22 protein-coding genes are annotated in these 23,348 nt (G+C 45.2%); 7 read left to right on the forward strand and 15 right to left on the reverse strand.

Annotation, left to right across the window (positions count from 1 at the left end):
- The first annotated feature begins 26 nt into the window (after positions 1 to 26).
- The gene (locus tag VIC_RS03845; RefSeq protein WP_006957956.1) at positions 27 to 1,412 is read left to right on the forward strand and encodes an AmpG family muropeptide MFS transporter; all 1,386 of its coding nucleotides are present in this window, start codon (positions 27 to 29) and stop codon (positions 1,410 to 1,412) included.
- Positions 1,413 to 1,459: 47 nt separating this feature from the next.
- Here VIC_RS03845 and VIC_RS03850 read toward each other — a convergent pair whose 3' ends face one another.
- The 3 genes from VIC_RS03850 to VIC_RS03860 all read right to left on the reverse strand — a co-directional run bounded on the left by VIC_RS03850 (position 1,460) and on the right by VIC_RS03860 (position 3,340).
- Positions 1,460 to 2,122, reverse strand: a complete 663-nt coding sequence (locus VIC_RS03850) for a ChrR family anti-sigma-E factor (RefSeq protein WP_006957957.1) — start codon at positions 2,120 to 2,122, stop codon at positions 1,460 to 1,462.
- Positions 2,119 to 2,703: an RNA polymerase sigma factor gene (locus VIC_RS03855; RefSeq protein WP_006957958.1), complete on the reverse strand. Its 585-nt coding sequence runs from the start codon at positions 2,701 to 2,703 to the stop codon at positions 2,119 to 2,121. The genes VIC_RS03850 and VIC_RS03855 overlap by 4 nt, the downstream gene beginning before the upstream one ends.
- A gap of 67 nt (positions 2,704 to 2,770) precedes the next feature.
- Positions 2,771 to 3,340, reverse strand: a complete 570-nt coding sequence (locus tag VIC_RS03860; protein WP_039951259.1) for an LON peptidase substrate-binding domain-containing protein — start codon at positions 3,338 to 3,340, stop codon at positions 2,771 to 2,773.
- A 344-nt stretch (positions 3,341 to 3,684) separates the two neighbouring features.
- Here VIC_RS03860 and VIC_RS03865 point away from each other — a divergent pair, with 344 nt between their 5' ends.
- From VIC_RS03865 to csdA, 4 genes are all read left to right on the forward strand, one after another.
- Entirely contained in the window at positions 3,685 to 4,467 is a 783-nt protein-coding gene (locus VIC_RS03865; RefSeq protein WP_006957960.1) for a nucleoside-specific channel-forming Tsx family protein, read from the forward strand.
- A 114-nt stretch (positions 4,468 to 4,581) separates the two neighbouring features.
- Positions 4,582 to 5,472 carry a 2-dehydropantoate 2-reductase gene (gene panE / locus VIC_RS03870; RefSeq protein ID WP_039951299.1) on the forward strand — a complete coding sequence of 297 codons (891 nt, stop codon included), beginning with the start codon at positions 4,582 to 4,584 and terminating at the stop codon, positions 5,470 to 5,472.
- Positions 5,469 to 6,077, forward strand: a complete 609-nt coding sequence (locus VIC_RS03875) for a DJ-1 family glyoxalase III (RefSeq protein WP_006957962.1) — start codon at positions 5,469 to 5,471, stop codon at positions 6,075 to 6,077. The genes panE and VIC_RS03875 overlap by 4 nt, the downstream gene beginning before the upstream one ends.
- Complete coding sequence (gene csdA / locus VIC_RS03880) at positions 6,071 to 7,282, forward strand: cysteine desulfurase CsdA (protein WP_006957963.1); 1,212 nt, start codon at positions 6,071 to 6,073, stop codon at positions 7,280 to 7,282. Before VIC_RS03875 ends, csdA begins: the two co-directional genes overlap by 7 nt.
- Positions 7,283 to 7,347: 65 nt before the next feature.
- Here csdA and radA read toward each other — a convergent pair whose 3' ends face one another.
- Positions 7,348 to 8,727 (reverse strand): DNA repair protein RadA, encoded by a 1,380-nt coding sequence (radA, locus tag VIC_RS03885; protein WP_038163566.1) that lies wholly within the window; start codon positions 8,725 to 8,727, stop codon positions 7,348 to 7,350.
- 134 nt (positions 8,728 to 8,861) lie between these two features.
- Between radA and VIC_RS03890 the strand changes: the two genes are divergently transcribed.
- Positions 8,862 to 11,207 carry a PilZ domain-containing protein gene (locus tag VIC_RS03890; protein WP_006957965.1) on the forward strand — a complete coding sequence of 782 codons (2,346 nt, stop codon included), beginning with the start codon at positions 8,862 to 8,864 and terminating at the stop codon, positions 11,205 to 11,207.
- Between the two features lie 36 nt (positions 11,208 to 11,243).
- Here the strand turns inward: VIC_RS03890 and serB are convergent, their stop codons facing one another.
- The gene (gene serB, locus VIC_RS03895; protein ID WP_006957966.1) at positions 11,244 to 12,224 is read right to left on the reverse strand and encodes a phosphoserine phosphatase; all 981 of its coding nucleotides are present in this window, start codon (positions 12,222 to 12,224) and stop codon (positions 11,244 to 11,246) included.
- 103 nt (positions 12,225 to 12,327) lie between these two features.
- Between serB and VIC_RS03900 the strand changes: the two genes are divergently transcribed.
- Entirely contained in the window at positions 12,328 to 12,930 is a 603-nt protein-coding gene (locus tag VIC_RS03900) for a YtjB family periplasmic protein (protein WP_006957967.1), read from the forward strand.
- Positions 12,931 to 13,011: 81 nt separating this feature from the next.
- Here VIC_RS03900 and deoD read toward each other — a convergent pair whose 3' ends face one another.
- From deoD to VIC_RS03945, 10 genes are all read right to left on the reverse strand, one after another.
- The gene (gene deoD / locus VIC_RS03905; RefSeq protein WP_006957968.1) at positions 13,012 to 13,731 is read right to left on the reverse strand and encodes a purine-nucleoside phosphorylase; all 720 of its coding nucleotides are present in this window, start codon (positions 13,729 to 13,731) and stop codon (positions 13,012 to 13,014) included.
- A 65-nt stretch (positions 13,732 to 13,796) separates the two neighbouring features.
- Positions 13,797 to 15,017, reverse strand: coding sequence for a phosphopentomutase (locus tag VIC_RS03910; RefSeq protein ID WP_006957969.1), 1,221 nt, complete (start codon positions 15,015 to 15,017; stop codon positions 13,797 to 13,799).
- Between the two features lie 61 nt (positions 15,018 to 15,078).
- Positions 15,079 to 16,407, reverse strand: a complete 1,329-nt coding sequence (gene deoA / locus VIC_RS03915; protein WP_006957970.1) for a thymidine phosphorylase — start codon at positions 16,405 to 16,407, stop codon at positions 15,079 to 15,081.
- A gap of 82 nt (positions 16,408 to 16,489) precedes the next feature.
- Positions 16,490 to 17,266 carry a deoxyribose-phosphate aldolase gene (gene deoC / locus VIC_RS03920; RefSeq protein ID WP_006957971.1) on the reverse strand — a complete coding sequence of 259 codons (777 nt, stop codon included), beginning with the start codon at positions 17,264 to 17,266 and terminating at the stop codon, positions 16,490 to 16,492.
- A 265-nt stretch (positions 17,267 to 17,531) separates the two neighbouring features.
- Positions 17,532 to 17,702, reverse strand: a complete 171-nt coding sequence (locus VIC_RS03925; RefSeq protein WP_006957973.1) for a XapX domain-containing protein — start codon at positions 17,700 to 17,702, stop codon at positions 17,532 to 17,534.
- A 341-nt stretch (positions 17,703 to 18,043) separates the two neighbouring features.
- Positions 18,044 to 19,306 (reverse strand): NupC/NupG family nucleoside CNT transporter, encoded by a 1,263-nt coding sequence (locus VIC_RS03930; protein ID WP_006957974.1) that lies wholly within the window; start codon positions 19,304 to 19,306, stop codon positions 18,044 to 18,046.
- Between the two features lie 204 nt (positions 19,307 to 19,510).
- The gene (locus tag VIC_RS03935; RefSeq protein WP_006957975.1) at positions 19,511 to 20,284 is read right to left on the reverse strand and encodes a TatD family hydrolase; all 774 of its coding nucleotides are present in this window, start codon (positions 20,282 to 20,284) and stop codon (positions 19,511 to 19,513) included.
- Entirely contained in the window at positions 20,284 to 20,433 is a 150-nt protein-coding gene (locus tag VIC_RS26790; protein ID WP_006957976.1) for a DUF5363 family protein, read from the reverse strand. The genes VIC_RS03935 and VIC_RS26790 overlap by 1 nt, the downstream gene beginning before the upstream one ends.
- A gap of 12 nt (positions 20,434 to 20,445) precedes the next feature.
- Entirely contained in the window at positions 20,446 to 21,219 is a 774-nt protein-coding gene (gene yaaA / locus VIC_RS03940) for a peroxide stress protein YaaA (protein WP_006957977.1), read from the reverse strand.
- 100 nt (positions 21,220 to 21,319) lie between these two features.
- Positions 21,320 to 22,750 carry an alanine/glycine:cation symporter family protein gene (locus tag VIC_RS03945; RefSeq protein ID WP_006957978.1) on the reverse strand — a complete coding sequence of 477 codons (1,431 nt, stop codon included), beginning with the start codon at positions 22,748 to 22,750 and terminating at the stop codon, positions 21,320 to 21,322.
- Positions 22,751 to 23,348: the final 598 nt, after the last annotated feature.

Here is a 23,348-nt window from a genome sequence, read left to right on the forward strand (position 1 = left end):
ACTATAAAACGAACAAGGAAGACTTTATGTCTGCCAACTCTCCCTCAATGTCTTGGCTAGAAACGATTCGTAGTTATTATGATAAACGCCTGCTATGGGTGTTTATGCTCGGTTGCTCAAGTGGCTTTCCATGGGTTTTGATCGGCTCTAACATGTCGGGTTGGTTAAAAGACGCTGGCTTAACACGTGCAGCGATTGGCTACTTCGGCAGTGTATTCGCGGTTTACGCAATTAACTTTCTGTGGGCTCCGCTCGTGGATCGGGTCAAGCTTCCGGTTCTACATGCAGTACTAGGCCAACGCCGTAGTTGGATTTTTTTCTGTCAGTCATTGGTGCTAGTCAGCACTTTGTTTATTGCAGGTGTCGACCCTTCACAAAACTTGATGTTCACATCTATGCTGGCGCTGGGTATCGCAATTGCGTCTGCAACTCAGGATATCGCCATCGATGCATTCCGTATCGATACTTTCCCTAAATCCGATTCATCCAAGCTGCCTCAAGCCTCAGCGATGGCGGTGATTGGTTGGTGGACCGGCTATTCACTACCAGGTTACGTAGCCTTCATCAATGCTGACTCAATCGGTTGGAATGGTGTGTACTATGGCATGGCAGCTATCGTCGGCATCTTGATGCTGTTTACTCTGCTAGTTGGTGAACCAACAACCAATCGTGAAGCCCTCCAACAACAAGCGGAAGCTCGCCATAACAAAATCGTCGGTTCTAAAACTGCATCTTGGATAAGCGTTACTGTGGTTGAGCCTTTCCTCGATTTCTTTAAACGCAATGGTGTCAAGGTAGCAATAACTCTATTGCTGTTTGTGTTCCTGTTTAAGATCGGCGAAGCCTTCTTGGGTCGAATGTCCATCGCCTTCTATAAAGAAGTGGGCTTTAGCAACGAACAAATCGGCTATTACTCTAAGTTGATTGGTTGGGGAGCAACTATACTCTTCACCTTAGTCGGCAGCATGTTCAACGTTCGTTTTGGCATCGTACGCGGTTTGATGATTGGCGGTATCGCCATGGCAGGCAGCAACTTAATGTTTGCTTGGATTGCCTCTGTTGGACCAAATGAGCACTTGTTCCTAGCCACAATTATCGTCGATAACTTTACAACGGCATTCTCAACCGTTGCGTTTGTTTCTTTCCTCACTGTACTCACGGGCCAGGCATTCTCCGCGACGCAATATGCGTTGTTGGCCTCCTTAGGGAACTTTGGACGAACAACATTAGCTTCATTCAGTGGAGAGTTGGTTGACTTCCTTGATGATTGGTCACTGTTCTTTATCATCACTTCACTAATGGTCATTCCGAGCTTAATTATGCTCTATTCACTGCGTCATTACTTCACGAACCTTTTGAATAAAGCCAAAGAGCGAGATGAAGAAGAAGCTAAAGAAGTAACATCCTCATAAAAAGAAAGGCTTGGCAAATGCCAAGCCTTTTTACTTTAAAGTTATTTCTATGGGTACATGCCTTTACCAAATAGGTTAAAGATACGCGCAACCCCTTGGGTGAAAATCATTGGTTCCGTCAACACGGTAAGACACAAACAGTCCTCTCCTTTTTGCGTGTAAGGACTGTGTTTAATTGAAGCATCTTTAACGAGGTAATCCCCTGCTTCATAATGACCGTCTTCATCACTAAACCCGCCATGCAGTATCAAAGTAGACTCGACTCCCTTGTGCGTATGTTGAGGTATCTTCACATCTTCTGAAATGTACATTAGATTCACTCTAACGCTATCGCCAATGTCGATTGGTGCACTATATACCTTGCCACCATAGCTTTTCCATTCTCCTAACTTATCTCGGAATCGAGATAGAGAAAGTGGCAGCTGAAAAGTTTTACCATTGACTTCAATGCTTGTTGGTTTTCTGATTGGTCGGGCGCTTTCTGGAGCAGGTTCAGTCTGCAAGATATCGTTCAGCATATCGTCGAAGTTGTTATCATCGAAAGCATCAAGCGACATTAACGCTTCACCATAACGACTCTCCAGCTCCTGGACCTGTTTTTTACAAGTAGGGCAGCTCTCCAAATGAGTGGCAACAGTAAAACCATCGACTGCATCCAGACTGCCTTCAACATAAGCCTGCAACATATGCTGGTTTGGATGATAGCTCATAATCTTTCTACCTCTATTGAATGACGTAACTTCTCAACTGCAAGTCTCAGCCTAGATTTCACTGTTCCGACTGGAATATCGTACATATCAGCTACCTGCTGATGTGGTAGTTCCTCCAGATATACTGCTTGAACAACTTTTTTCTGGGCGTCAGGAAGGACATCTAAAAATTTTACGACCTGCTCCTTAAGCATTTCTTGTTCAGGCGCATAGTGCTCAACTAAGTCTGGCGGACAGTAATCGTTCGGCCATATGTCTTCAGAATGGATGTGTAAATCTTTACCACGCTGCTTTCGAAGAGTATCGAAACATAGGTTACGAGCAATTGTATAGATCCAAGTAGACAGCGAACTTTTCGACCCATCAAACAAATGACTTTTTTGCCATACCGTCGTCATTGTTTCTTGCACTAGCTCTAACGCCACTTGCTCGTTACCCATGTGCTTGTAGGTAAACTGTTTCAAACGTGGTGCAAAATGCCTGAAGACTAACGCGTAAGATGCTTTGTCTTTATCTTTAACTTTCTCCATACAGAGGAGCCAGTCTTGTTTTGCAAAAGATTCCGTGTCCGTAGAAGCCATGTTCAGGTCCTTGTCAGCACTTTTGGGGTTTTACGTACGAAAGAAGTGATTGGATCACTCTGTAAGTTTAGCTTTCAATCGATCGGGAGAGAAATTCTATTGCTTCATTGCAATCTTTTTGTCTCAGGAGAAAATCAAACTGATGCTGAGGGACGGGAAGTAGCTCAAGCCAACGCTGGCTCACCCAGCTTGCATCGTCAAAGAATCGTTGATCATACAATTCTCCAAGTTGAGGGAACTGCTTGTACACGGTGCGCAATTGATCGCTCAAGTATTTGTGCTGCTCAGACAACTGAGAAAATTCCCAGCTTGTACGCCATTCGACACGCGCTTTTCTCAACCCATCGAATTCCGTTCTAACTCTCTTTATTTCAAAGCATTTAAGTCCAACAACTGTCACCCCTAAAAGCCCGTCATCCAGCAATTCAAAGTCGACTATCTTCGCTAGAGATCCAACCGACGACAGTCGAGGAATGGAAGACAACTCATCCTGCTCAACTAAGCAAATACCGAACGTACCATCGGACTGACTCGCTTCTTTTATTAGTCTTTTGTACCTAGGTTCAAAAATTCGGAGCTTCATTTTCCCTTCAGGGAGAAGAATTGAACCTAGAGGAAACAGCATAATCTCAGACACTATTAATCACCCTTAATCAGTTTAAAATTAATTACGTAAAAAGTGAGAGTTCGATCAATCACTAAACGTGTTGATTATTTGACAAGCATAAAAATCAGCGCAAGCGCTTGCGTAAACGATACCCATATCACTTTCTGTGCAAAAAAATTATAGTTCCGTTACATTCCCAAAAAATGATCGTTAATGAGATCTCAGTCACTAGTTTTATGTATTTTTACACTCCGTATCACTATTAATTGAGATTTTTATCGTTATTATGCGCTCCAGTAAAAGCACAACGCAGATTGTGCAACAACGGCTATATGAATAAGCTTTGGTATTGAATAAACATAGAGAGTCCCACTATGCGCAAATCACTTTTAGCTCTTGGTGTTGTAGCAGCAATGTCTGCACCTGCAATGGCAGCTGATTACTCCGACGGCGATATCCACAAGAATGACTACAAATGGATGCAGTTCAACCTAATGGGTGCATTCAACGAAAAACCAGGTAACTCAACGCATGATTACCTAGAAATGGAATTTGGCGGTCGCTCTGGTCTATTCGACCTATACGGCTACGTGGATGTTTTCAACCTAACCTCAGATCCAGGCAGCGACAAAGCTGGTAAAGAAAAGATCTTTATGAAGTTTGCGCCGCGTATGTCTCTAGATGCACTTACTGGTAAAGACTTATCTTTCGGTCCTGTTCAAGAGTTATATGTTTCTACACTTATGGAATGGGGTGGTAACTCAGGTGTAAACACTCAGAAAGTAGGTATTGGTTCTGACGTAAACGTTCCATGGTTTGGTAAAGTAGGCTTAAACCTATACAGCACATACGATTCGAACAAGAAAGACTGGAACGGTTTTCAGGTTTCTACCAACTGGTTTAAGCCTTTCTACTTCTTTGAAAATGGTTCATTCATTTCTTACCAAGGTTATATTGATTACCAATTTGGCATGAAGAGCGAGTACTCTACGTCAAAAACTGGTGGTGCAATGTTTAACGGTATCTACTGGCACTCAGATCGCTTTGCTGTTGGTTACGGCCTAAAACTTTACCAAGATGTTTATGGTATCGAAGATACTCCGGGCTTCCGTTCATCAGGTGCAACTAACTACCTAGCGGTTACTTACAAGTTCTAAGCCACTAAAAGAACTTCATTGCCTTAAAAATGGTACCTTCGGGTGCCATTTTTTATTGGCTTTCGCTTAAACGGTGATTATCCTTGTGGGAAATTATCTGTTCGGCAAATCAGTGTGAATATCGTAATTCTTGGCCCTGGTGCTATTGGTACGCTATGGGCAACTAAACTCTCCACTTCAGGGCACAATGTCGCTGTGTGGTCTACTTCAATAGACCATCATATGAGTCTACAACTTGATGAATTACCGCCAATTCAATTTGATAACCGAGATATCGTTTCGATTAAGCAAGCTGACTTGTTACTAGTCACAGTAAAAGCGTGGCAGGTTAAGAGCGCACTTGAGCCATTAAAAGCGCATATTGCTCCAGAAACTATAATTACTCTGATGCACAATGGCATGGGGACCGCAGACTGGGTTTACGATACTTTTCCTGGCAACCCTTTGCTCCTTGCGACAACCACTCATGGCGCCTATAAGCCCACCAAACACCAAGTCATGCACACTGGCTTAGGCTTAACCCAAATAGGTGGTGTCAATCGTTCGGGGAAACAATGCCACTTTCTCCAACCAGTTTTGCAGCATGCGCTTCCAGAAGTCACTTGGTGTGACAATATTGAGCATGCTTTGTGGTCTAAGCTGGCCGTCAACTGCGCAATCAACCCGTTAACGGCTATTTTCCAAGTTAAGAACGGTGAGTTGGCTTCCGAGCAATATAAAAACCAACTTACCAATGTCATCGAAGAAGTCTTTCAAGTAATGAACGCCTGCTCCATCCCTATCGAGAAGTCTATGTTGGAATCGACGGTTCACCAAGTGATCCGTGCCACTGCCGAAAACTTCTCTTCTATGAAGCAAGATATTTACTATCAACGCAAATCTGAAATTGATTTTATTACCGGTTACTTACTGAAGCAGGCTAAAATTCATAATATTCAAGTCCCTGAAAATCAAGCTCTATACACTCAGATCCATCACATCGAACAAAGCTGGAAATCACAATGAATAAAAAAGTACTGGTCCCGATTGCACCGGGCACAGAAGAAATGGAAGCCGTCACCATCATCGACATGATGGTACGAGCTGGCTACGACGTTACTGTGGCCAGTGCTGATTTTGCTGGCCAGCTTACAATGAAAGCTTCCAGAGGCGTTACGCTCACTGCTGATTGTAAACTCGTCGATATCGCCGATGACGAATTCGATGCGGTGATCTTGCCTGGTGGTGTTGAAGGAGCAGAAACGTTTCGCGACAGTACAGTATTAGTTGAGATAGTTCGCCAACAAATGTACGAAGGAAAGCTGGTCGCCGCAATATGCGCCGCACCAGCGTTAGTACTGGCTCACCATAAGCTTTACCCTGACGCTTTAATGACCTGCCATCCTAGTTTTGAATCTCATATCAGTAAGGAAAATTGGCGAGTTAAACGCGTCACTTACGATATTAATCACAACTTGTTGACCAGCCAAGGCCCCGGTACTGCACTAGAATTTGCGATGGAAATCATCATTAACCTTTCAGGAAAAGAACACGCTTGGACGGTTGCCGAACCTATGGTGACGATTCCAACTCTGCAATATCACAAGCTAGGTGGCCTTGAGTCATGCTAGACGTTCATGCCATCCGTTCACAATTTCCTGCATTAACTCAAAACGTTAATGGGGAACAACTGGTGTATCTCGATAGTGCTGCAACTACACAAAAACCTGATTGTGTTATCAATGCAATTTCAGACTACTATCGCTCTCAAAATGCCAATGTTCACCGTGGTAGCCACAGCCTGACCGCGCAAGCAACCAGCCACTTTGAAACCGCTCGTCAAACCGTCGCAACCTTCATCGGTGCGGAGAGCAGCAAAGAAATCATCTGGACACGCGGAGCGACAGAAGCGCTTAACCTAATCGCACAAACATATGCTCGTAACACACTACAGCCCGATGATGAGATTCTGGTTAGTGAAATGGAACACCATGCCAATATCGTACCTTGGCAAATTGTCGCAGAGCAGACTGGAGCAAAAGTCATTAAAGTGCCAATGACCGCAGATTGCCAATGGGATATGGCGGCGTTTTCAGCTTTGCTTTCCGATAAAACCAAACTGGTGGCGCTGGCTCATATCACCAACGTGACGGGAACGCGTTTACCGATTGAATCAGTGATAGCTCAAGCGCATCAAGTGGGAGCGAAAGTGGTTGTCGATGGTGCTCAGGGTATTGTTCATGAAGCTGTTAACGTAAAAACGTTAGAAGCGGACTTTTATGTTTTTTCTGGGCATAAACTCTACGCACCTGCGGGTATTGGCGTTTTATACGGAAAATTGTCGCTGCTTGATGCTATGCCTCCATGGCACGGCGGGGGGAAAATGGTCGAAAAGGTGTCGTTTTCTGGAACCACTTTCAGCGAATTGCCAGGAAAATTCGAAGCAGGCACCCCCAATGTGGCAGGTGCGATTGCGTTAGCCACAGCGATAAACTGGTATCAGAGTTTTGAGCATACCGATGTAGAGAGTCATATTCATAGCCTGGTTCAGGATGCTAATCAAAGGCTATCTCAAATCGATGACATTAGGGTGTTAGGCTATCAAGCCAACGCTTCTGTGCTATCGTTTATCATTGAGGGTGCGCACCACCAAGATCTCGCAACATTACTTGACCAACAAGGCGTTGCCGTTCGTGCTGGCCACCACTGTGCTCACCCTCTAATGGACGCACTAGGTGTTAAAGGCACCGTGCGCGCTTCCTTTGCCATCTACAATACACAGCAAGATGTTGACAAACTGGTCGCCGCTGTAGAGAAAGCCGCAGATATGCTTTAGCGAGAAATAGAAAAGGGTTGACGCAAAACGACAACCCTTTTTAAAAGCGAGAAAGTAGTTCGATCTTAAAGTTCGTCAAAGGCCTCGATCGCTTCTGATAACTTCTTCACGCCGTGAATCTGCATTCCCGGAATACCGCCTTTAGGCATATTTGCAGCCGGAACGATGGCCTTTTTAAAGCCATGTTTAAATGCTTCATTCAGCCTTTCCTGCCCGCTAGGCACCGGACGAATCTCTCCAGCAAGACCCACTTCACCAAAAATCACCACATCTTTTGGTAGTGCTCTATCTCTGAAGCTAGAAAGAAGTGCCATCACCAAAGCCAAATCGGCACTGGTTTCCGTTACTTTAACCCCACCAACCACATTCACAAACACATCCTGATCCGCCATCTGCAGACCACCATGTTTATGTAAAACGGCCAACAACAGCGACAATCTATTTTGTTCAAGACCAACGGCAACACGTCGTGGGTTGGCCAACTGGGAGTAATCCACCAGTGCCTGAATTTCCACCAGCAGTGGACGAGTGCCTTCCCATACCACCATAACGGAGCTGCCTGAGGTCTCTTCCTCACCACGAGAAAGAAAAATAGCTGAAGGGTTACTGACTTCTTTCAACCCCTGCCCTGTCATGGCGAACACGCCCAACTCATTCACAGCACCAAAACGGTTCTTGTGACTGCGAAGCGTTCTGAACCTACTATCTGTACCGCCATCAAGCAGCACAGAGCAATCGATGATGTGCTCAAGCACTTTAGGCCCAGCCAAGGTGCCATCTTTAGTCACGTGGCCAACAATGAACACTGCGACATTATTTTGTTTAGCGTAACGGGTTAACGCGGTCGCTGACTCCCTTACTTGCGCCACACTGCCCGGCGAAGATTGAACATCCGCCACATGCATCACCTGAATCGAGTCAATCACTAAAATCTTTGGTTGTTCTTTTTCTGCAATCTGGCAAATTCGATCAACATTGGTTTCTGATAGCATTTTTAGATTGTCTTTAGGCAACCCCAGGCGGGAAGCTCTCATCGCAACCTGCTGAAGCGACTCTTCACCGGTGACATACAAAGTCGGCATCTGAGATGCTAAATAGCACATGGTCTGTAACAACAGCGTTGATTTACCTGCACCAGGGTTACCACCGATCAAAATCGCAGCTCCAGGAACAACGCCCCCACCAAGTACTCGGTCCAGCTCCTTAAAACCACTGGTAAAGCGCGGAACTTCCTGCAGATCGATGTCAGATAACGTCTGAACCTGAGTTTCACCTGAATTTCCTGCGTAGCCAGTCAGTCGCTCGTTTCTTGCTGCCGCAGGGGATGCAGCTAGCCTGACCTCACTAATCGTATTCCATGCGCCACAAGCATTACATTGTCCCTGCCAACGTGGAAAATCCGCGCCACAGTCATTACATACGTATGCTCTTTTTGCCTTTGCCATATCACCTCGGACCTGTATTTGTGACAATGCCGTTATCATTCGTCACCTATTCACCTTGATTCGGTGTAACATATCATTAAAGATCTTTATATCAAGGCCGATATTCAGAGTAAGGGACAAGCTAACAAAAATATATGCAGCAGCCAGAGATTTTATCTTTAGCAGAACGACTGATTCCTGCTTACAACTCCGATGATTTTGAATACCTTCTCGCCCAAATGACCGAAGGAGAGGCTCCATCGGTCAAAATTCTGGTTAAGATGGAACTTAACCGTGTGATGGCTCCCTGTACTAAAAGTGTTGACCTGCGCGGACGCGTCAAGGGCGAATGCCGTGAGTATGAACTCGATGGTGTCAAACATTGGCTAGACGACGTAGCTTTTAATGCTTACCACAAAAATACCCGTAAGTTTGGTGGCTATACCGAAGGCGTTTGGGAAGCACTGTGCAACACCCATAATAACTTTCGCGTCATGCAAAAACGTGGCAAACCACAAGGCATTGAGTTTTCAGAAAAAAGCACAGCCTACGATGTTGAAGCGATTAACTTGGGTTACGACCTTAAGCGACGTGAAAACCGTCTAAAACTTTCCTCCCAAATTGAATTTCAGGTCAATAAAGACCAATTAGTCCACGCCACAACCGTGGATATATCTCCCTCTGGCGCCAAATTTAAAGTACCTTCTGCCTTTAACTACAAACTTGGAGAAATCATTGCTGTTCGCTTTGTTGAGCTCGCGAAAAACAGTGAAGTAGAAGGATTGAACACTCCCATCAACTACCGAATTGTCGGTATCGATGAGTCCTATGAAAACGATGCAGTAAAATACCTACGTCTGCTCAAGCTAGATGAAACAACAGTGGTCGAAGAGGTCATCGAAGACCAACTAAAAAATGACACCCAACGTTCCCGTCACGACAATCAAGACAAGGTCATCCGAGCACGTTCTAGGGGATACGAGCATACCTTCCTGAAACACACCTGCAATTTACCTGTATTCTTCAGTGGCAGTGAACTCAAATTGGCGTTGATGACTGAAAACAACCAACCTATCTGGCAGTACTGGCAGGATGAACGCAATCAACAAGCCCTGACGACCTTATTTAACAAGGAAAGAATCGAGCACCTAACGAAGCCGGGCATGCGCGGCAGCAACAACGTGTTTTATTCATTCACTCATGAACATCAGGGAAAAACCTTGTTCTTCTCGATGATGATGCCAGAAGCCACCCGCCAAGTGCGCCAACTTTTCTGGCATGTTGGGGCGAAAAAAGAAAGCTGGCGCGCATTCCGCCTGCATGTTTTTGAGTTGTCAGACAGCGAACGAAGCGAGTTAGCCAATCACTCCACTGAGCTGGATTTTGACACCAAAACCTTGACTCATTGCGGTATCTTGCAGGAGCTTTCAACAGAGGCTACCAATCAAGATTATCTGTTAACAGAAAAACCTCGCTTACCGAGCAGCGAGTTAAATCGCTTCCGCCATGCACGTAACCCGGAAAGCAATCCGGTTTGCCTCTATTTCGATGCAAAGTCTCGCCGCAAAGAACCTCGCTTTCAATTCCGTTCGCCAATAGAGATGACTTGTAATCAAAATATTGCCCATGCTGGTGTGACGCTTGATATATCAAAGCGTGGTATTAGTGTTGCGCTGACTTCTCCGAGTTCACTAAAAGCAGGGGAGATGTGTTCGGTTAACTTTAAAGAACTCAGCCTTTATGACAAAAAGCTCCCTCTCGATTGTGTGCCTTACTCGGTAGTTAGAATTTCCCCTGGAGGAAAACGTCTTCAGTTGGTGATGCAAGAAGACAGCAACACAATGCGTACCATCGCCTTTTTCGGCAAACTGATCGAGCATAATCAAGACAAGCTTATTGCCAAGAAAGAGTTATTGCCAAGTAACCTTTTGCTCGAAGGGCTGCATGACATCCTCTTGGATAAAATTGTCAGTTCTCCAATTTTCGTCGAAAAACGCGGAAAAAACCTCAAGCCTCGAGTTATTGGAGTCAATTTCCCTCTAGCTCCACACTTGGTCGTACTGGCAAAGCTTGGACAGGACGAGAATTTTTCTCTGGAACCTATTTATAAAGGTCACACTAATACCTTACTGGCACAACCGATGCGTCGCATAGACGGTACACAGCCAAAATTTCAGGAAGTCTATTTGTCGATTTCTCAATTTGGCACACGGATTCAGTCATACGAGTCTAAATTGGTGAGTGAGTTTGACTCTCTTAAAGAGCGTGTGGCCTTTATTAAGAATGCCCAGTCTATGGGTGAGTTTTATGCCTTACGGGTATGCAGTGCCCCAGTATTTGATCCTATGAGTGCCCTACTGCAAGAAGATATTAAAGAGCTGGCACCAATCAGTATGCATCAGGCAAGAAGTTTGGAAAAAGAGATCAACGGCATAATGGGCTACGGCGAAATTACCGATATTACAGAAGAAGTGTTGATTCGCCTTGAGCTGACAAAATAGAAAAGCGAGGGTACACCCTCGCTTTTTTTGTGTTTGTTATGGTGCAGGCTTGAAGCTTATCTTCTTCTGTTTCACCAATGCCGCTGAAAGGATACACAAGACACCACCCAGTCCAGAATATCGCACCGCGGTTTGTGCCTGCTGCTCGACCTTAGGTTTGGCGTGATAAGCAATGCCCAAACCAGCAGCTGACATCATAACGAGATCGTTCGCGCCATCTCCAACTGCTATGGTATTGTGTGGTTCAATCTCATATTTCTCCGCCAGTTCTTCAAGAATATCCGCTTTGGTTTGTGCAGAAACCACATCACCCAGCACCTTACCAGTCAGCTTACCGTCAATGATTTCCAGCTGATTGGATTGAGCATGGTCGAGCTTCAACGTCTCCTTGAGGTAGTCGGAGAAATAAGTAAATCCACCAGAAGCAATCGCCGTTTTCCAGCCAAACTGATGCAAGGTATGTACAAGCTCAGGCAAATCTGGCATCAGGGGAAGTTCATTGCGGACACTGGATAAAATGCTTTCATCCGCTCCAGTCAGCGCCGCAACTCGCTGGCGTAGGCTTTGTTCAAAGTCGAGCTCACCCTGCATGGCTCGCTCGGTCACTTCGGAGACTTCTTCACCAACTCCCGCCAGTTTGGCGATTTCATCAATGCATTCAATCTGAATAGCGGTCGAGTCCATATCCATGACAATCAAGCCAGGTTTCGATAGATCTGGCAGATCGTTCAGCGGCGCATAATCAAGCTCAATACCTTGAAGGATTTTCTCGTGTTCCGCTGTCAACTCACCTTGCATCAGGGCTACTTCATATTGACCAACCTTCCACACATCAACGACTGCGTTATAGCAGCCAGTAAAAAAGTCGATATCTTCAAACAGTTTTGGCGACAAATATTTCGCAAACACAATCCAATTTGCTTTGGCTTTGTCGAAATTGTTCGCTAAGCGCGTTTCTGGCAGTCGGTTATAAAGTGATGTATGCCTTTGAATAGAAAGAGTCTTAAACGTTTCCATGTAAATCATTCCTAAAAAATCTCCTCACACGTTAACCTATTGCAATTTAGCAGCGCAAGTATCAATATGCTCTATAGCAAAATTAACCTCGGTTTGGGTGTGTATGGAATCCTCTCTGTTTTCATTTCGTATGGCCGTAAGAGCACTCGCCATTCTTTCCCTGATTGCCATGGTGGCAGTTATCGGCGTCAACAGCGTTAAAATTACAAAAGGTAATGAGCAGATTCAGAAAAATCAGCTGGAAACGCTGATTAAAGTTCTGGTATCGCAAGCCTCATTATCTGCAGGCGATATGATCGTCAATCAAGACCAAGAGCGATTATTGAAGCTGACGAACCAGTTAGCTCAAGATAATTTGGTGTTTGATGCCACCATTTACGATGCGGAAGGTATTCGTTTAGCATCCAGCGATAAAGGCAAAAGTGTGCGCGAAATTCTTGGTTTAGATACGCCGCTTGAAACCGCTCGGATCGGTAAACAGCAACTTGTCGAGCCAATTATGCACGATAACTCTGTTCTTGGTTTTGTACGCATTACTTTTGAAACAGGTAAAGTAACCGCGTTCTCCGATCATTATTACCGCAAAAGTGATCGCTATATGTATACCATGGTTGGGATGAGCTTTATTGCGGGTTTATTGCTTGCGGTCGTCATTCGTCGAAAGCCAAAGAAAAAAGGCGAAAACCTGCTGTTAAAAGATATGTAGAGCGATAAAGAAAGGGTTGACCCATTAGGTCAACCCTTTCTTGTTCGTACGGTTGCACTAGCTCAGATAGCCAACAGCATCTTACGCTTCATCACCAAGTAGAACCGAGTCTAGGGCAACGATCATCATGTCATTGAAAGTCGTCTGACGCTCGTCCGACGTAGTCTGCTCGCCCGTTTTGATGTGATCAGATACAGTACAGATAGTCAGAGCTTTCGCACCGTACTCAGCACAAACGCCGTAGATACCAGCCGCTTCCATTTCAACACCAACAATACCGTACTTGTCCATTACATCGAACATTTCTGGATCTGGCGTATAGAACAGTTCCGCGGAAAACAGGTTACCGACTTTCACTTCGATACCACGTGCTTTAGCCGCCTCTTCTGCTGCTCGAACCATCTTGTAGTCAGCAATAGCAGCAAAGTCATGGCCTTTAAAGCGAATGCGATTTACTTTAGAGTCAGTACAAGCGCCCATACCAATCACAACATCACGTACTTTGATGTCTTCGCTAACTGCACCACAGCTACCTACACGGATGATTTTCTTCACACCGTAGTCTTTAATCAGCTCAGTAGCATAGATTGAACAAGATGGGATACCCATACCGTGGCCCATCACAGACACTTTACGACCTTTGTAAGTTCCTGTGAAACCGAACATATTACGTACATCACAGACCTGAACGACATCTTCTAGGAAGGTTTCTGCAATGTACTTCGCGCGTAGCGGGTCACCTGGCATAAGAACGACATCTGCGAATGCACCCGTTTCAGCATTAATATGTGGAGTTGCCATGTCTGTTAATTCCTTAACTAAGTTAAATGTTGTCAGAGAGGTGGTTTACCTCTCTAACTCTCTCATTACAAAAAGTTTTTACCGTAATCCATTGGTGAAGTACCAAAGTACGTCGCTAATGATTGACCAATATCCGCAAAAGACTCACGCAGGCCTAGAGAACCAGCTGGCACTTTCTGACCATAAACGATCACAGGGATGTGTTCACGTGTGTGGTCAGTACCTGGCCAAGTTGGGTCACAACCGTGGTCGGCCGTCAGGATTAGAACATCGTCCTCCTCCATCAGCTCCATCACTTCATGGATACGACCATCGAAGTACTCAAGCGCAGCAGCATAGCCAGCTACGTCACGGCGGTGACCATAGGCAGAATCAAAATCAACAAAGTTTGTGAAGACGATAGTATTGTCGCCCGCTTCTTTTATTGCCTCTTTTGTAGCTTCAAAGAGCGCTGGAATACCTGTTGCTTTAGTCTTCTTGGTGATACCACAGCCAGCGTAAATGTCAGAGATCTTACCGATCGAGTGAACTTCACCGCCCTTCTCCTCAACAAGCTTCTGTAGAATCGTCGCTGAAGGTGGCTCAACAGACAGATCGCGGCGATTACCTGTACGCTCAAACTGGCCTTTACCCGGGCCAATGAATGGGCGAGCGATAACACGGCCGATGTTGTAGTCTTCAAGCTCTTCGCGTGCGATCTGACAAAGCTCAAGCAAACGATCTAGGCCGAAGGTTTCTTCATGGCAAGCGATCTGGAATACCGAATCCGCCGACGTATAGAAGATAGGTTGCCCTGTCTTCATATGCTCTTCACCAAGATCATCCAGTACCTGAGTGCCCGACGCATGGCAGTTACCAAGGAAACCGTCTAGACCAGCACGCTCAAGAATGCGATCTGTCAGCTCTTTCGGGAAGCTGTTGGCTTTATCGGTGAAGTAGCCCCAGTCAAACAGAACCGGAACACCAGCAATTTCCCAGTGGCCTGACGGCGTGTCTTTACCTGAAGATAGCTCGGCAGCATGGCCGTAAGCACCAATGATCTCCGCCTCAGTATCCAAACCTGGCGCAAAGCGACCCGTTGATTCTTTGTGGGCCATTGCTAAACCAAGCTTTGACAGATTAGGCAACGTCAGTGGCCCTTTACGATCAGCGTTGTCCGCTAGACCTTTATCACATTGGTCTGCGATATGGCCCAGAGTGTCTGAACCAACATCACCAAATTTCTCAGCGTCTGCTGTCTCACCGATTCCAAAAGAATCCAGTACTAATATAAATGCTCTTTTCATTGCTCTTCCTCAGGCCCACCGGTAATCATTTTTATATGGCGGGCCTTAGTGTAATTTTTGATTAAACGTCTTCTGCGCGGATCTGACGATAAACCTCAGGCGTTGGAGTATACTCACCGCCGATAGTAATAGCCTGCTTCAGCGCTTCAGCCGCTTCAAGCCATTGCTCTTCACTACGTGCATGAATCACGGCCAGTGGTTTGTCACTCGATGCTTTTTCACCAAGGCGGATAAACCCGTCAAAACCCACAGCATAGTCAATTTCGTCTGTTGCAACACGGCGACCGCCACCCATGGAGACAACCGCCATACCGATTGCACGAGTGTCCATTGCCGATACCACACCGTCCTCATCAGCGAAGACTGGTTTAATGATTTCTGCTTTTTCCAGATAGTTTTCGTAGTTTTCAACAAAATCGGCCGGGCCACCTAGGCCTGCGACCATCTTGCCAAAGCACTGAGCAGCTTTACCGTTATCCAAAACTTCCATCAGTTTGGCGCGTGCATCTTCTGTGTCGTCAGCCAGTTTAGCCAACACCAACATTTCTGCACATGACGCCATCGTAACTTCAAGTAAACGAGGGTTGCGGTATTCACCCGTCAGAAACTGAACTGCTTCACGTACTTCGACTGCGTTACCCGCGGAAGAAGCCAGAACTTGGTTCATGTCAGTTAGGATAGCTGTTGTCTTGGTACCTGCGCCGTTTGCTACTGCTACGATAGATTTAGCGAGCTCTTCAGATGCTTCATAGGTTGGCATGAATGCGCCAGAACCCACTTTCACATCCATAACCAATGACTCAAGACCAGCAGCGAGTTTCTTAGACAGGATTGAAGCCGTGATCAGTGAAATGTTGTCAACCGTCGCGGTAATGTCGCGGGTTGCGTAAACACGCTTATCGGCTGGCGCTAAGTCGCCTGTTTGACCAATGATGGCAACACCTGCGTCTTTCGTGACATCACCGAACACTTCATTGGTTGGCGTGATGTTGTAGCCGGGAATCGACTCCAATTTATCTAGCGTACCGCCAGTATGGCCAAGACCTCGGCCAGAGATCATTGGAACAAAACCGCCACATGCCGCGACCATTGGGCCAAGCATCAATGACGTCACGTCACCAACACCACCTGTTGAATGCTTATCTACAATTGGACCGCCAAATTCTTTATGGCTCCAGTCGATAACCATACCGGAATCACGCATCGCACACGTCAGCGCAATACGCTCTGGCATTGTCATTTCATTGAAAAAGATAGCCATCGCAAAGGCTGCGATTTGACCTTCAGAAACGGTGTTTTTAGCCACACCTTGGATAAAGAAATTGATTTCGTCGGCAGTCAGGACTTCGCCGTCGCGTTTTTTACGAATGATTTCTTGAGGTAAATACATTAGTTCCTCCCACACAAACAAGGTGGTTAGTAGAGTAAAAGGTAATGTGGTGAGCTTTCGCTCACCACATTCAGACTTTTAATTAGTACGCTGCAGGGTCTGCAGTTTCGTCTGTTACTTCTAATGTATTTAGTAGGTTAGTTAGCAGGCTTGACGCACCGAAACGGTAATGACGAGCATCAACCCAGTTGTCGCCCAAAATCTCATCAGCCATTGCTAGATACGCTGCTGCATCTTCAGCCGTGCGTACACCACCTGCTGGTTTGAAACCAACAGATTCTGCAACATTCATATCACGAATAACTTCTAGCATCATGCGTGCATATTCAGGTGTTGCATTGACTGGCACTTTACCCGTTGAAGTCTTAATGAAGTCAGCGCCTGCTTTGATTGAAATTTCAGAGGCTTTCTTAATTAGTGCTTCTTCTTTCAGCTCACCGGTTTCGATGATAACTTTCAGAAGAATGTCACCACACGCTGCTTTACATTGCTTAACGAGCTCGAAGCCTACTTCCTCGTTACCTGCCATTAGAGCACGGTATGGGAATACAACGTCCACTTCATCCGCACCGTAAGCAACGGCCGCTTTAGTTTCAGCAACAGCGATATCAATATCGTCATTACCGTGTGGGAAGTTCGTTACTGTCGCAATACGAACGTCTGGTGTACCTTGCTCGCGAAGTGTCTTCTTAGCAATAGGAATAAAGCGAGGATAAATACAGATCGCAGCTGTGTTTCCGACAGCTGATTTTGCGTCATGACATAGTGAGATCACTTTTGCATCAGTGTCATCATCATTTAGCGTAGTAAGATCCATAAGTTTAAGTGCACGTAGTGCTGCTGCTTTTAAATCGCTCATTTCTATCTCCGATCAATATTCATAAAATTATCTGCTCAACCCAATGTAGGTTGTACAGTCATTAATGAACGGACTTGGTTCCCTGAAGACTTAGGAACAAACAGCGAATTTGCCCCCAATTGCTATCCTTGTCACCGCACAGTACCAGTTTGGTCTATGGCACAACAATCTGCGATTGCGGTGTCTAACGGTATCTGTAGCCGATTGCCCAATGTTCTGACATCGCTACAACTAGCACCAATCATACTCCTTGTATTAACGGGCGCTAGCTAAAAAACTTTTCAATAATCCATTGATAAGTCACACCACCAAGATAAACCCCAACGATTCCCATAACGCCAGCTAGTGCAGGCGGTGCAGGAATGGGCAACTTAATGGCAGAAAACAGGACTCCAACGACAAAGCCCGCAAGGGCTGCGAGGAAAACTTCATTCATGAGTTTTACCCTACTCTCTATATTTACATACATTATAGATATTCGTCGCAGAACTGTAGTGGCTCATAGAGCGCAAACGGTTTGTATCTCAAAAAAGATTCCGTGCAACGTTTGTTCAATCTTCATGACCGACAAACGCTATGAATCCAGTTGTCTGAATCCACTCCAGACTCATCTCGAATCAAGCCAAATATTCAATAAAGCTTGTATTCGAGTCTTTCCCTACTAACAAACTTAAGAAGCAATAATCAGGGAAAGAAAAACAAAAAAGCCCCGTAGCACACAATGTGTGTCTACGGGGCTTTTTAAAACGGCGTCTATATAATCTTTCGCTTACTTAATTAGAAAGATAGGAAGAAGCCAGCGATTGTCGCCGCCATTAGGTTAGATAACGTACCAGCACAAACCGCTTTAACACCCATACGAGCGATGTCGTGACGACGGTTTGGTGCTAGGCCACCTAGACCACCTAGTAGAATCGCAATTGAAGAAAGGTTTGCGAAACCACATAGAGCGAACGAGATAATAGCAGCTGTCTTAGTAGACATTACTTCACCTGTTGCTGGAACAACTTGTGCTGCGTCACCAACGTAAGGTACGAAGTTTAGGTAAGCTACGAATTCGTTAACAACCAGTTTCTGACCGATGAACGAGCCAGCAAGCGTTGCTTCTTCCCATGGCACACCGATTAGGAATGCTAGAGGCGAGAAGATGTAACCTAGTAAAATTTCAAGTGTTAGCTCAGGCATACCGAACCAACCGCCAACGCCACCTAGGATACCGTTGATAAGTGCGATTAGACCGATGAACGCTAGTAGCATTGCACCAACGTTTAGAGCAAGCTGTAGACCTACAGAAGCACCACCAGCCGCTGCGTCGATAACGTTAGCAGGCTTGTCGTCACCACCGTCGATGTCAGCGCCTAGCTCTTCGTCTGGAGCGTCAGTTTCTGGCTTGATGATCTTAGCGAATAGTAGACCACCAGGTGCAGCCATGAATGATGCAGCAACTAGGTACTCTAGAGGAACACCCATAGAAGCGTAACCAGCTAGTACACCACCAGCAACAGAAGCTAGACCACCACACATTACAGCGAATAGTTCAGATTGCGTCATCTTAGGAACAAACGGACGAACCACTAGAGGTGCTTCAGTTTGACCTACGAAAATGTTCGCTGCTGCAGACATAGATTCCGCACGTGAAGTGCCAAGCGCTTTTTGTAGACCGCCACCAAGAATCTTAATTACCCACTGCATAATACCTACGTAGTAAAGTACAGAGATAAGTGCAGAGAAGAAGATTAGCGTTGGAAGTACTTGGAACGCGAAAATGAAGCCAATACCGTCAACTGAGAAGTTAACTAGGCTGCCAAATAGAAAACCAGTACCGTCTTTACCGTAGTCGATTACATTCTGTACGCCAGCAGAGAAGCCAGCTAGAAGGTCACGACCCCATGGTACGTAAAGAACGAAACCACCGATGATGAATTGGATAGCAAATGCGCCACCCACAGTTCTTAGATTGATAGCTTTGCGGTTATCAGACAGTAGTAATGCAATTCCTAGCAATACTGCCATACCGACTAGGCTCATAAACAGGCTCATAGTTTATGATTTCCTTATATGTTATTTGTTGGCGTGTTACAAAATGGAGCTCTAAAGCGGAGGCAATTATACTCATCCGTCCAATGATAAAGTAATGCTGCCTTCACAGTTTCTAATAAGATTCATCATGCGTTCACTCATTTACGTGAAGAAGATCACCCTTCTCTATTCTGTAAATCATAAAAAGAACATTTTCTTTAGAAACTATTCACAAATACCGAACGCCGAATTGCTATTTTTCCAAACGTTTTCAGCAATCGTTTGCTCATTAATATCCTTCAGCTTTGCGAGACAGGACAAGGTTTGAGCTAACATTTCCGGATGATTAGGTTTGCCTTGGTGCCCGTAAAGAGGCATGTCCGGTGCGTCCGTTTCCAGTACGATACATTCGATGGGTAAGTTCATCACCGCTTGGCGCGTTTTCCGTGCTCTTGGATAAGTGATAACGCCACCGATACCAATATAAAAACCCAACTCGACAAATTGCATTGCCTGCTGATAGCTACCCGAAAAACCGTGTAAAACTCCACCGTAAGGAAATTTATGGCGCTTCAGCAACTGAAGAACCAAATTGTGGGTTTTCCTCGCGTGGAGGATCAGCGGCAACTTGAGTGTTTTCGCCAGTTCAATCTGAGCAATGAACACCTGTCGTTGTATTTCTTCGTCAACATCGACCATCGCATCTAAGCCACACTCACCAATGGCTTTACAACCTTCAAACTTTGTTTCAAACAAAGTGCGTAACTCAGGTAACTGTTGCTGACTATCTTTCGTTAAAAAATAGGGGTGCATACCCAGCGCAATGTAAAGAGATGAATATGAAGAAGACAGTGAGATTAATTGCTGCCAATTGGAGGGGCCAATTGCCGGAATCATGAACCGCTCAACGCCTGCTCGCATTGCCAGTTGCAGTTGAGCCGAGAAATCATCTGAAAAAGGGGCGAAATCGAAATGACAGTGGGTATCAAAAAGGCGCATTATCGCTGCGCCTTTTTATTGGATTGAGAAGCTTGGTGAACGGGATCTGTGCGATAAGGAACACAGCTGCGTTTATTCTCCGGTGTCAGCCCCATCGACTGACACCACTCATCGTATCGCGTAATCCACTGTTTAAACCAAGCTAGCATCTGTTGATTCCTTTATTGCTCTTCGCGTTTAAAAACCAATTCGGTCGGCGAAGACTCATCCTCAACAAAATAGTAGTCTGCTGTATCAAACTTAGTCAGGTCCGCAACGCTCTCGATACGATTCTCAATGATGTATCGTGCCATCATGCCACGCGCTTTCTTCGCATAGAAGCTGATCACTTTGTACTGACCATTTTTGCAGTCTTTGAAAATTGGCGTAATCACCTGAGCATCCAGTGATTTTGGTTTTACAGCTTTAAAGTACTCGTTTGAAGCAAGGTTAATCAGAACATTATCACCCTGTTCTGCAATGGCTTGATTAATCTTGTCAGTAATCACATTACCCCAGAACTGATACAGGTTACTGCCTTTTTCATTGGCAAGTTTCGTCCCCATTTCCAGACGGTAAGGCTGCATCAAATCAAGCGGTTTAAGTAAACCATATAAACCAGACAACATACGTAAGTGCTGTTGAGCATAATCAAAGTCATCGCCTGACAAGCTTTGGGCGTCTAAGCCAGTGTATACATCGCCTTTAAAAGCCAGAATCGCTTGGCGTGAGTTCTCCGTCGTAAACGTCTCACTCCACTCCTGAAAGCGGCCAACGTTCAGGTCAGCGATCTTATCACTGACTTTCATCAAGCTAGCGACATCGGCAGGCGTCAGCTTACGACAGACATCAATCAGTTGTTTTGAATACTCGATCAGTTCTGGCTGAGTAAATTTCTCTGTAGCCAGTGGAGATTCGTAATCTAAGGTTTTCGCTGGTGAAACGACGATTAGCATAGCTTTACTCTATTCGTTCTGTTTTTGTTGGCTATAGATTACAAAAAAAGCCATGCAATGTCTGCATGGCTTTTTGAATCGTTTTAATAGAGATTGGCTATTAATCTTTTTTGCTCTGATCCCAGATACCATCCTCAAGCTGAGATTTCAGCTCAGGAAAATCGTTCGAATCAAATGTTGGCACTTTGCCTTCTTTTAACTGACGGTTGTAATCTTTCGCCAGCTTAATCACGATGCCAGAAAGAAGCAGAATCGCCACCAGGTTGACAATCGCCATCATACCCATAGAAACATCTGCTAATGCCCAAACGATAGGTAGTGATGCAACAGCACCAAACATCACCATCGCCAGTACAACCAGACGGAACACGCCCAGGCCTGCTTTATGGTTATGCTCAAGGAAAATAAGGTTTGTTTCCGCGTATGAGTAGTTAGCAATAATAGACGTAAAGGCGAAGAAGAAAATCGCTACGGCTACAAAGATACCACCCCACGAACCCACCTGAGAGCTCAACGCTGCCTGAGTCAGTTCAATGCCCGTGATCTCACCATGTGGTACGTACTCACCGGACATCAGGATAATTGCCACCGTTGCTGAACAGATCACGATAGTATCCATAAACACACCTAACATCTGAACATAGCCCTGAGACGCAGGGTGTGGCGGATAAGGTGTTGCTGATGCCGCTGCGTTTGGCGCAGAACCCATACCGGCTTCGTTTGAGAACAGACCACGTTTGATTCCGTTAATCATTGCTTGTGCAATCGCGTAACCTAAACCACCCGCCGCTGCTTCTTGTAGGCCAAAGGCACTCTTGAAGATCAAGCTCAGTACAGCCGGCAACTTGTCGATGTTCATAAACATAACGAACAGTGCCAATAATAGGTAAAGCAGCGCCATGGCAGGAACAATCATTTCTGCTACGCGAGCGATACGCTTGATACCACCAAAGATAACCACAGCAGATAACAAAACAACGGCAATACCAACATAGGTTTCATCCCAACCAAATGCCGTATTCATTGCACCAGCAATTGAGTTAGCTTGAACCGCGTTAAATACCAAACCAAAAGCGATGATCAGGAAGATAGAGAACAATACGCCCATCCAGCGCATACCCAAACCTTTCTCCATGTAGTACGCAGGACCACCACGGTAGTTACCGTCATCATCTTTGGTTTTGTACAACTGCGCCAATGTACTCTCGGCAAACGACGTTGCCATACCCAGCATGGCAATTAGCCACATCCAGAAAATTGCACCTGGGCCACCAGCCGTCAGAGCAACAGCAACACCCGCCATGTTACCTGTACCCACACGGGCAGCTAGGCTAGTACACAAAGCTTGGAATGATGAGATACCCGCTTTATCCGCTTTACGGCTGTTCTTAAGTACCGAAAACATGTGGCCAAAATGGCGGAACTGGATAAAGCCCAGTCTGAATGTGAAATACACACCGACACCGACTAGGAGATAAACAAGAATAGAGCCCCAAAGTAGGTCATTCATCAAATTAATTAAATCTGTCATAAGATCCTCGTAGTGAGTTTTCGCTGATCTCTGCTTCCCAGCCTTCCATCCAGTTGCAAACCAAGTGTCAATTCTGCTCAGTATTATTGTGTAATTATTGTGCAACTCAGATATGTAAAACGCGCCTCATGCTTCCATTTTACGTACCAGCGTATTTTTTGACGGGCGGATAATGCAATCAAGAATATCAAAAATCAATATGCAACCTAACAAATAACATTGTTATTTTTCACTATAAAATCACCATTAGTTAACACAAAAAAGAACATAAAAACCACAAATACAGAACATTAACATTAAAATTTAACAACAATACAGAACAGGCAACTCCATATGAAATCACATAGCCTCAAATATTTGACACTCCTTTATCACCAAGGACTGAGAGAAGAGTTTGCCCAGACAATCAATTCACAAAATCTGTTACTCAACTGCTCTAAATAAATCTAATTGCATAGCAAAACGAACCGCTGTTTTTTCACACACTGCGTTAACATTCATTTCTTAAGAATTTAATCGTTTTCGGTAAGTCGTTCGAACAAAAAAACATCAATCAACGCCCATTTTTCTGTGAAGCAAAGTCTAAAACAGCGTGAAA

The sequence above is a fragment of the Vibrio coralliilyticus ATCC BAA-450 genome (assembly GCF_000176135.1).
In the GTDB taxonomy this organism is placed as follows: Bacteria; Pseudomonadota; Gammaproteobacteria; order Enterobacterales; family Vibrionaceae; genus Vibrio; species Vibrio coralliilyticus.

What these genes read in the sequence shown, in the direction of transcription:
- VIC_RS03845 (WP_006957956.1), top strand. Translation starts at nt 27, where the DNA reads ATGTCTGCCAACTCTCCCTCAATGTCTTGGCTAGAAACGATTCGTAGT.
- VIC_RS03850 (WP_006957957.1), bottom strand. Translation starts at nt 2,122, where the DNA reads ATGAGCTATCATCCAAACCAGCATATGTTGCAGGCTTATGTTGAAGGC.
- VIC_RS03855 (WP_006957958.1), bottom strand. Translation starts at nt 2,703, where the DNA reads ATGGCTTCTACGGACACGGAATCTTTTGCAAAACAAGACTGGCTCCTC.
- VIC_RS03865 (WP_006957960.1), top strand. Translation starts at nt 3,685, where the DNA reads ATGCGCAAATCACTTTTAGCTCTTGGTGTTGTAGCAGCAATGTCTGCA.
- VIC_RS03875 (WP_006957962.1), top strand. Translation starts at nt 5,469, where the DNA reads ATGAATAAAAAAGTACTGGTCCCGATTGCACCGGGCACAGAAGAAATG.
- csdA (WP_006957963.1), top strand. Translation starts at nt 6,071, where the DNA reads ATGCTAGACGTTCATGCCATCCGTTCACAATTTCCTGCATTAACTCAA.
- radA (WP_038163566.1), bottom strand. Translation starts at nt 8,727, where the DNA reads ATGGCAAAGGCAAAAAGAGCATACGTATGTAATGACTGTGGCGCGGAT.
- VIC_RS03890 (WP_006957965.1), top strand. Translation starts at nt 8,862, where the DNA reads ATGCAGCAGCCAGAGATTTTATCTTTAGCAGAACGACTGATTCCTGCT.
- serB (WP_006957966.1), bottom strand. Translation starts at nt 12,224, where the DNA reads ATGGAAACGTTTAAGACTCTTTCTATTCAAAGGCATACATCACTTTAT.
- VIC_RS03900 (WP_006957967.1), top strand. Translation starts at nt 12,328, where the DNA reads ATGGAATCCTCTCTGTTTTCATTTCGTATGGCCGTAAGAGCACTCGCC.
- deoD (WP_006957968.1), bottom strand. Translation starts at nt 13,731, where the DNA reads ATGGCAACTCCACATATTAATGCTGAAACGGGTGCATTCGCAGATGTC.
- VIC_RS03910 (WP_006957969.1), bottom strand. Translation starts at nt 15,017, where the DNA reads ATGAAAAGAGCATTTATATTAGTACTGGATTCTTTTGGAATCGGTGAG.
- deoA (WP_006957970.1), bottom strand. Translation starts at nt 16,407, where the DNA reads ATGTATTTACCTCAAGAAATCATTCGTAAAAAACGCGACGGCGAAGTC.
- deoC (WP_006957971.1), bottom strand. Translation starts at nt 17,266, where the DNA reads ATGAGCGATTTAAAAGCAGCAGCACTACGTGCACTTAAACTTATGGAT.
- VIC_RS03925 (WP_006957973.1), bottom strand. Translation starts at nt 17,702, where the DNA reads ATGAATGAAGTTTTCCTCGCAGCCCTTGCGGGCTTTGTCGTTGGAGTC.
- VIC_RS03930 (WP_006957974.1), bottom strand. Translation starts at nt 19,306, where the DNA reads ATGAGCCTGTTTATGAGCCTAGTCGGTATGGCAGTATTGCTAGGAATT.
- VIC_RS03935 (WP_006957975.1), bottom strand. Translation starts at nt 20,284, where the DNA reads ATGCGCCTTTTTGATACCCACTGTCATTTCGATTTCGCCCCTTTTTCA.
- VIC_RS26790 (WP_006957976.1), bottom strand. Translation starts at nt 20,433, where the DNA reads ATGCTAGCTTGGTTTAAACAGTGGATTACGCGATACGATGAGTGGTGT.
- yaaA (WP_006957977.1), bottom strand. Translation starts at nt 21,219, where the DNA reads ATGCTAATCGTCGTTTCACCAGCGAAAACCTTAGATTACGAATCTCCA.
- VIC_RS03945 (WP_006957978.1), bottom strand. Translation starts at nt 22,750, where the DNA reads ATGACAGATTTAATTAATTTGATGAATGACCTACTTTGGGGCTCTATT.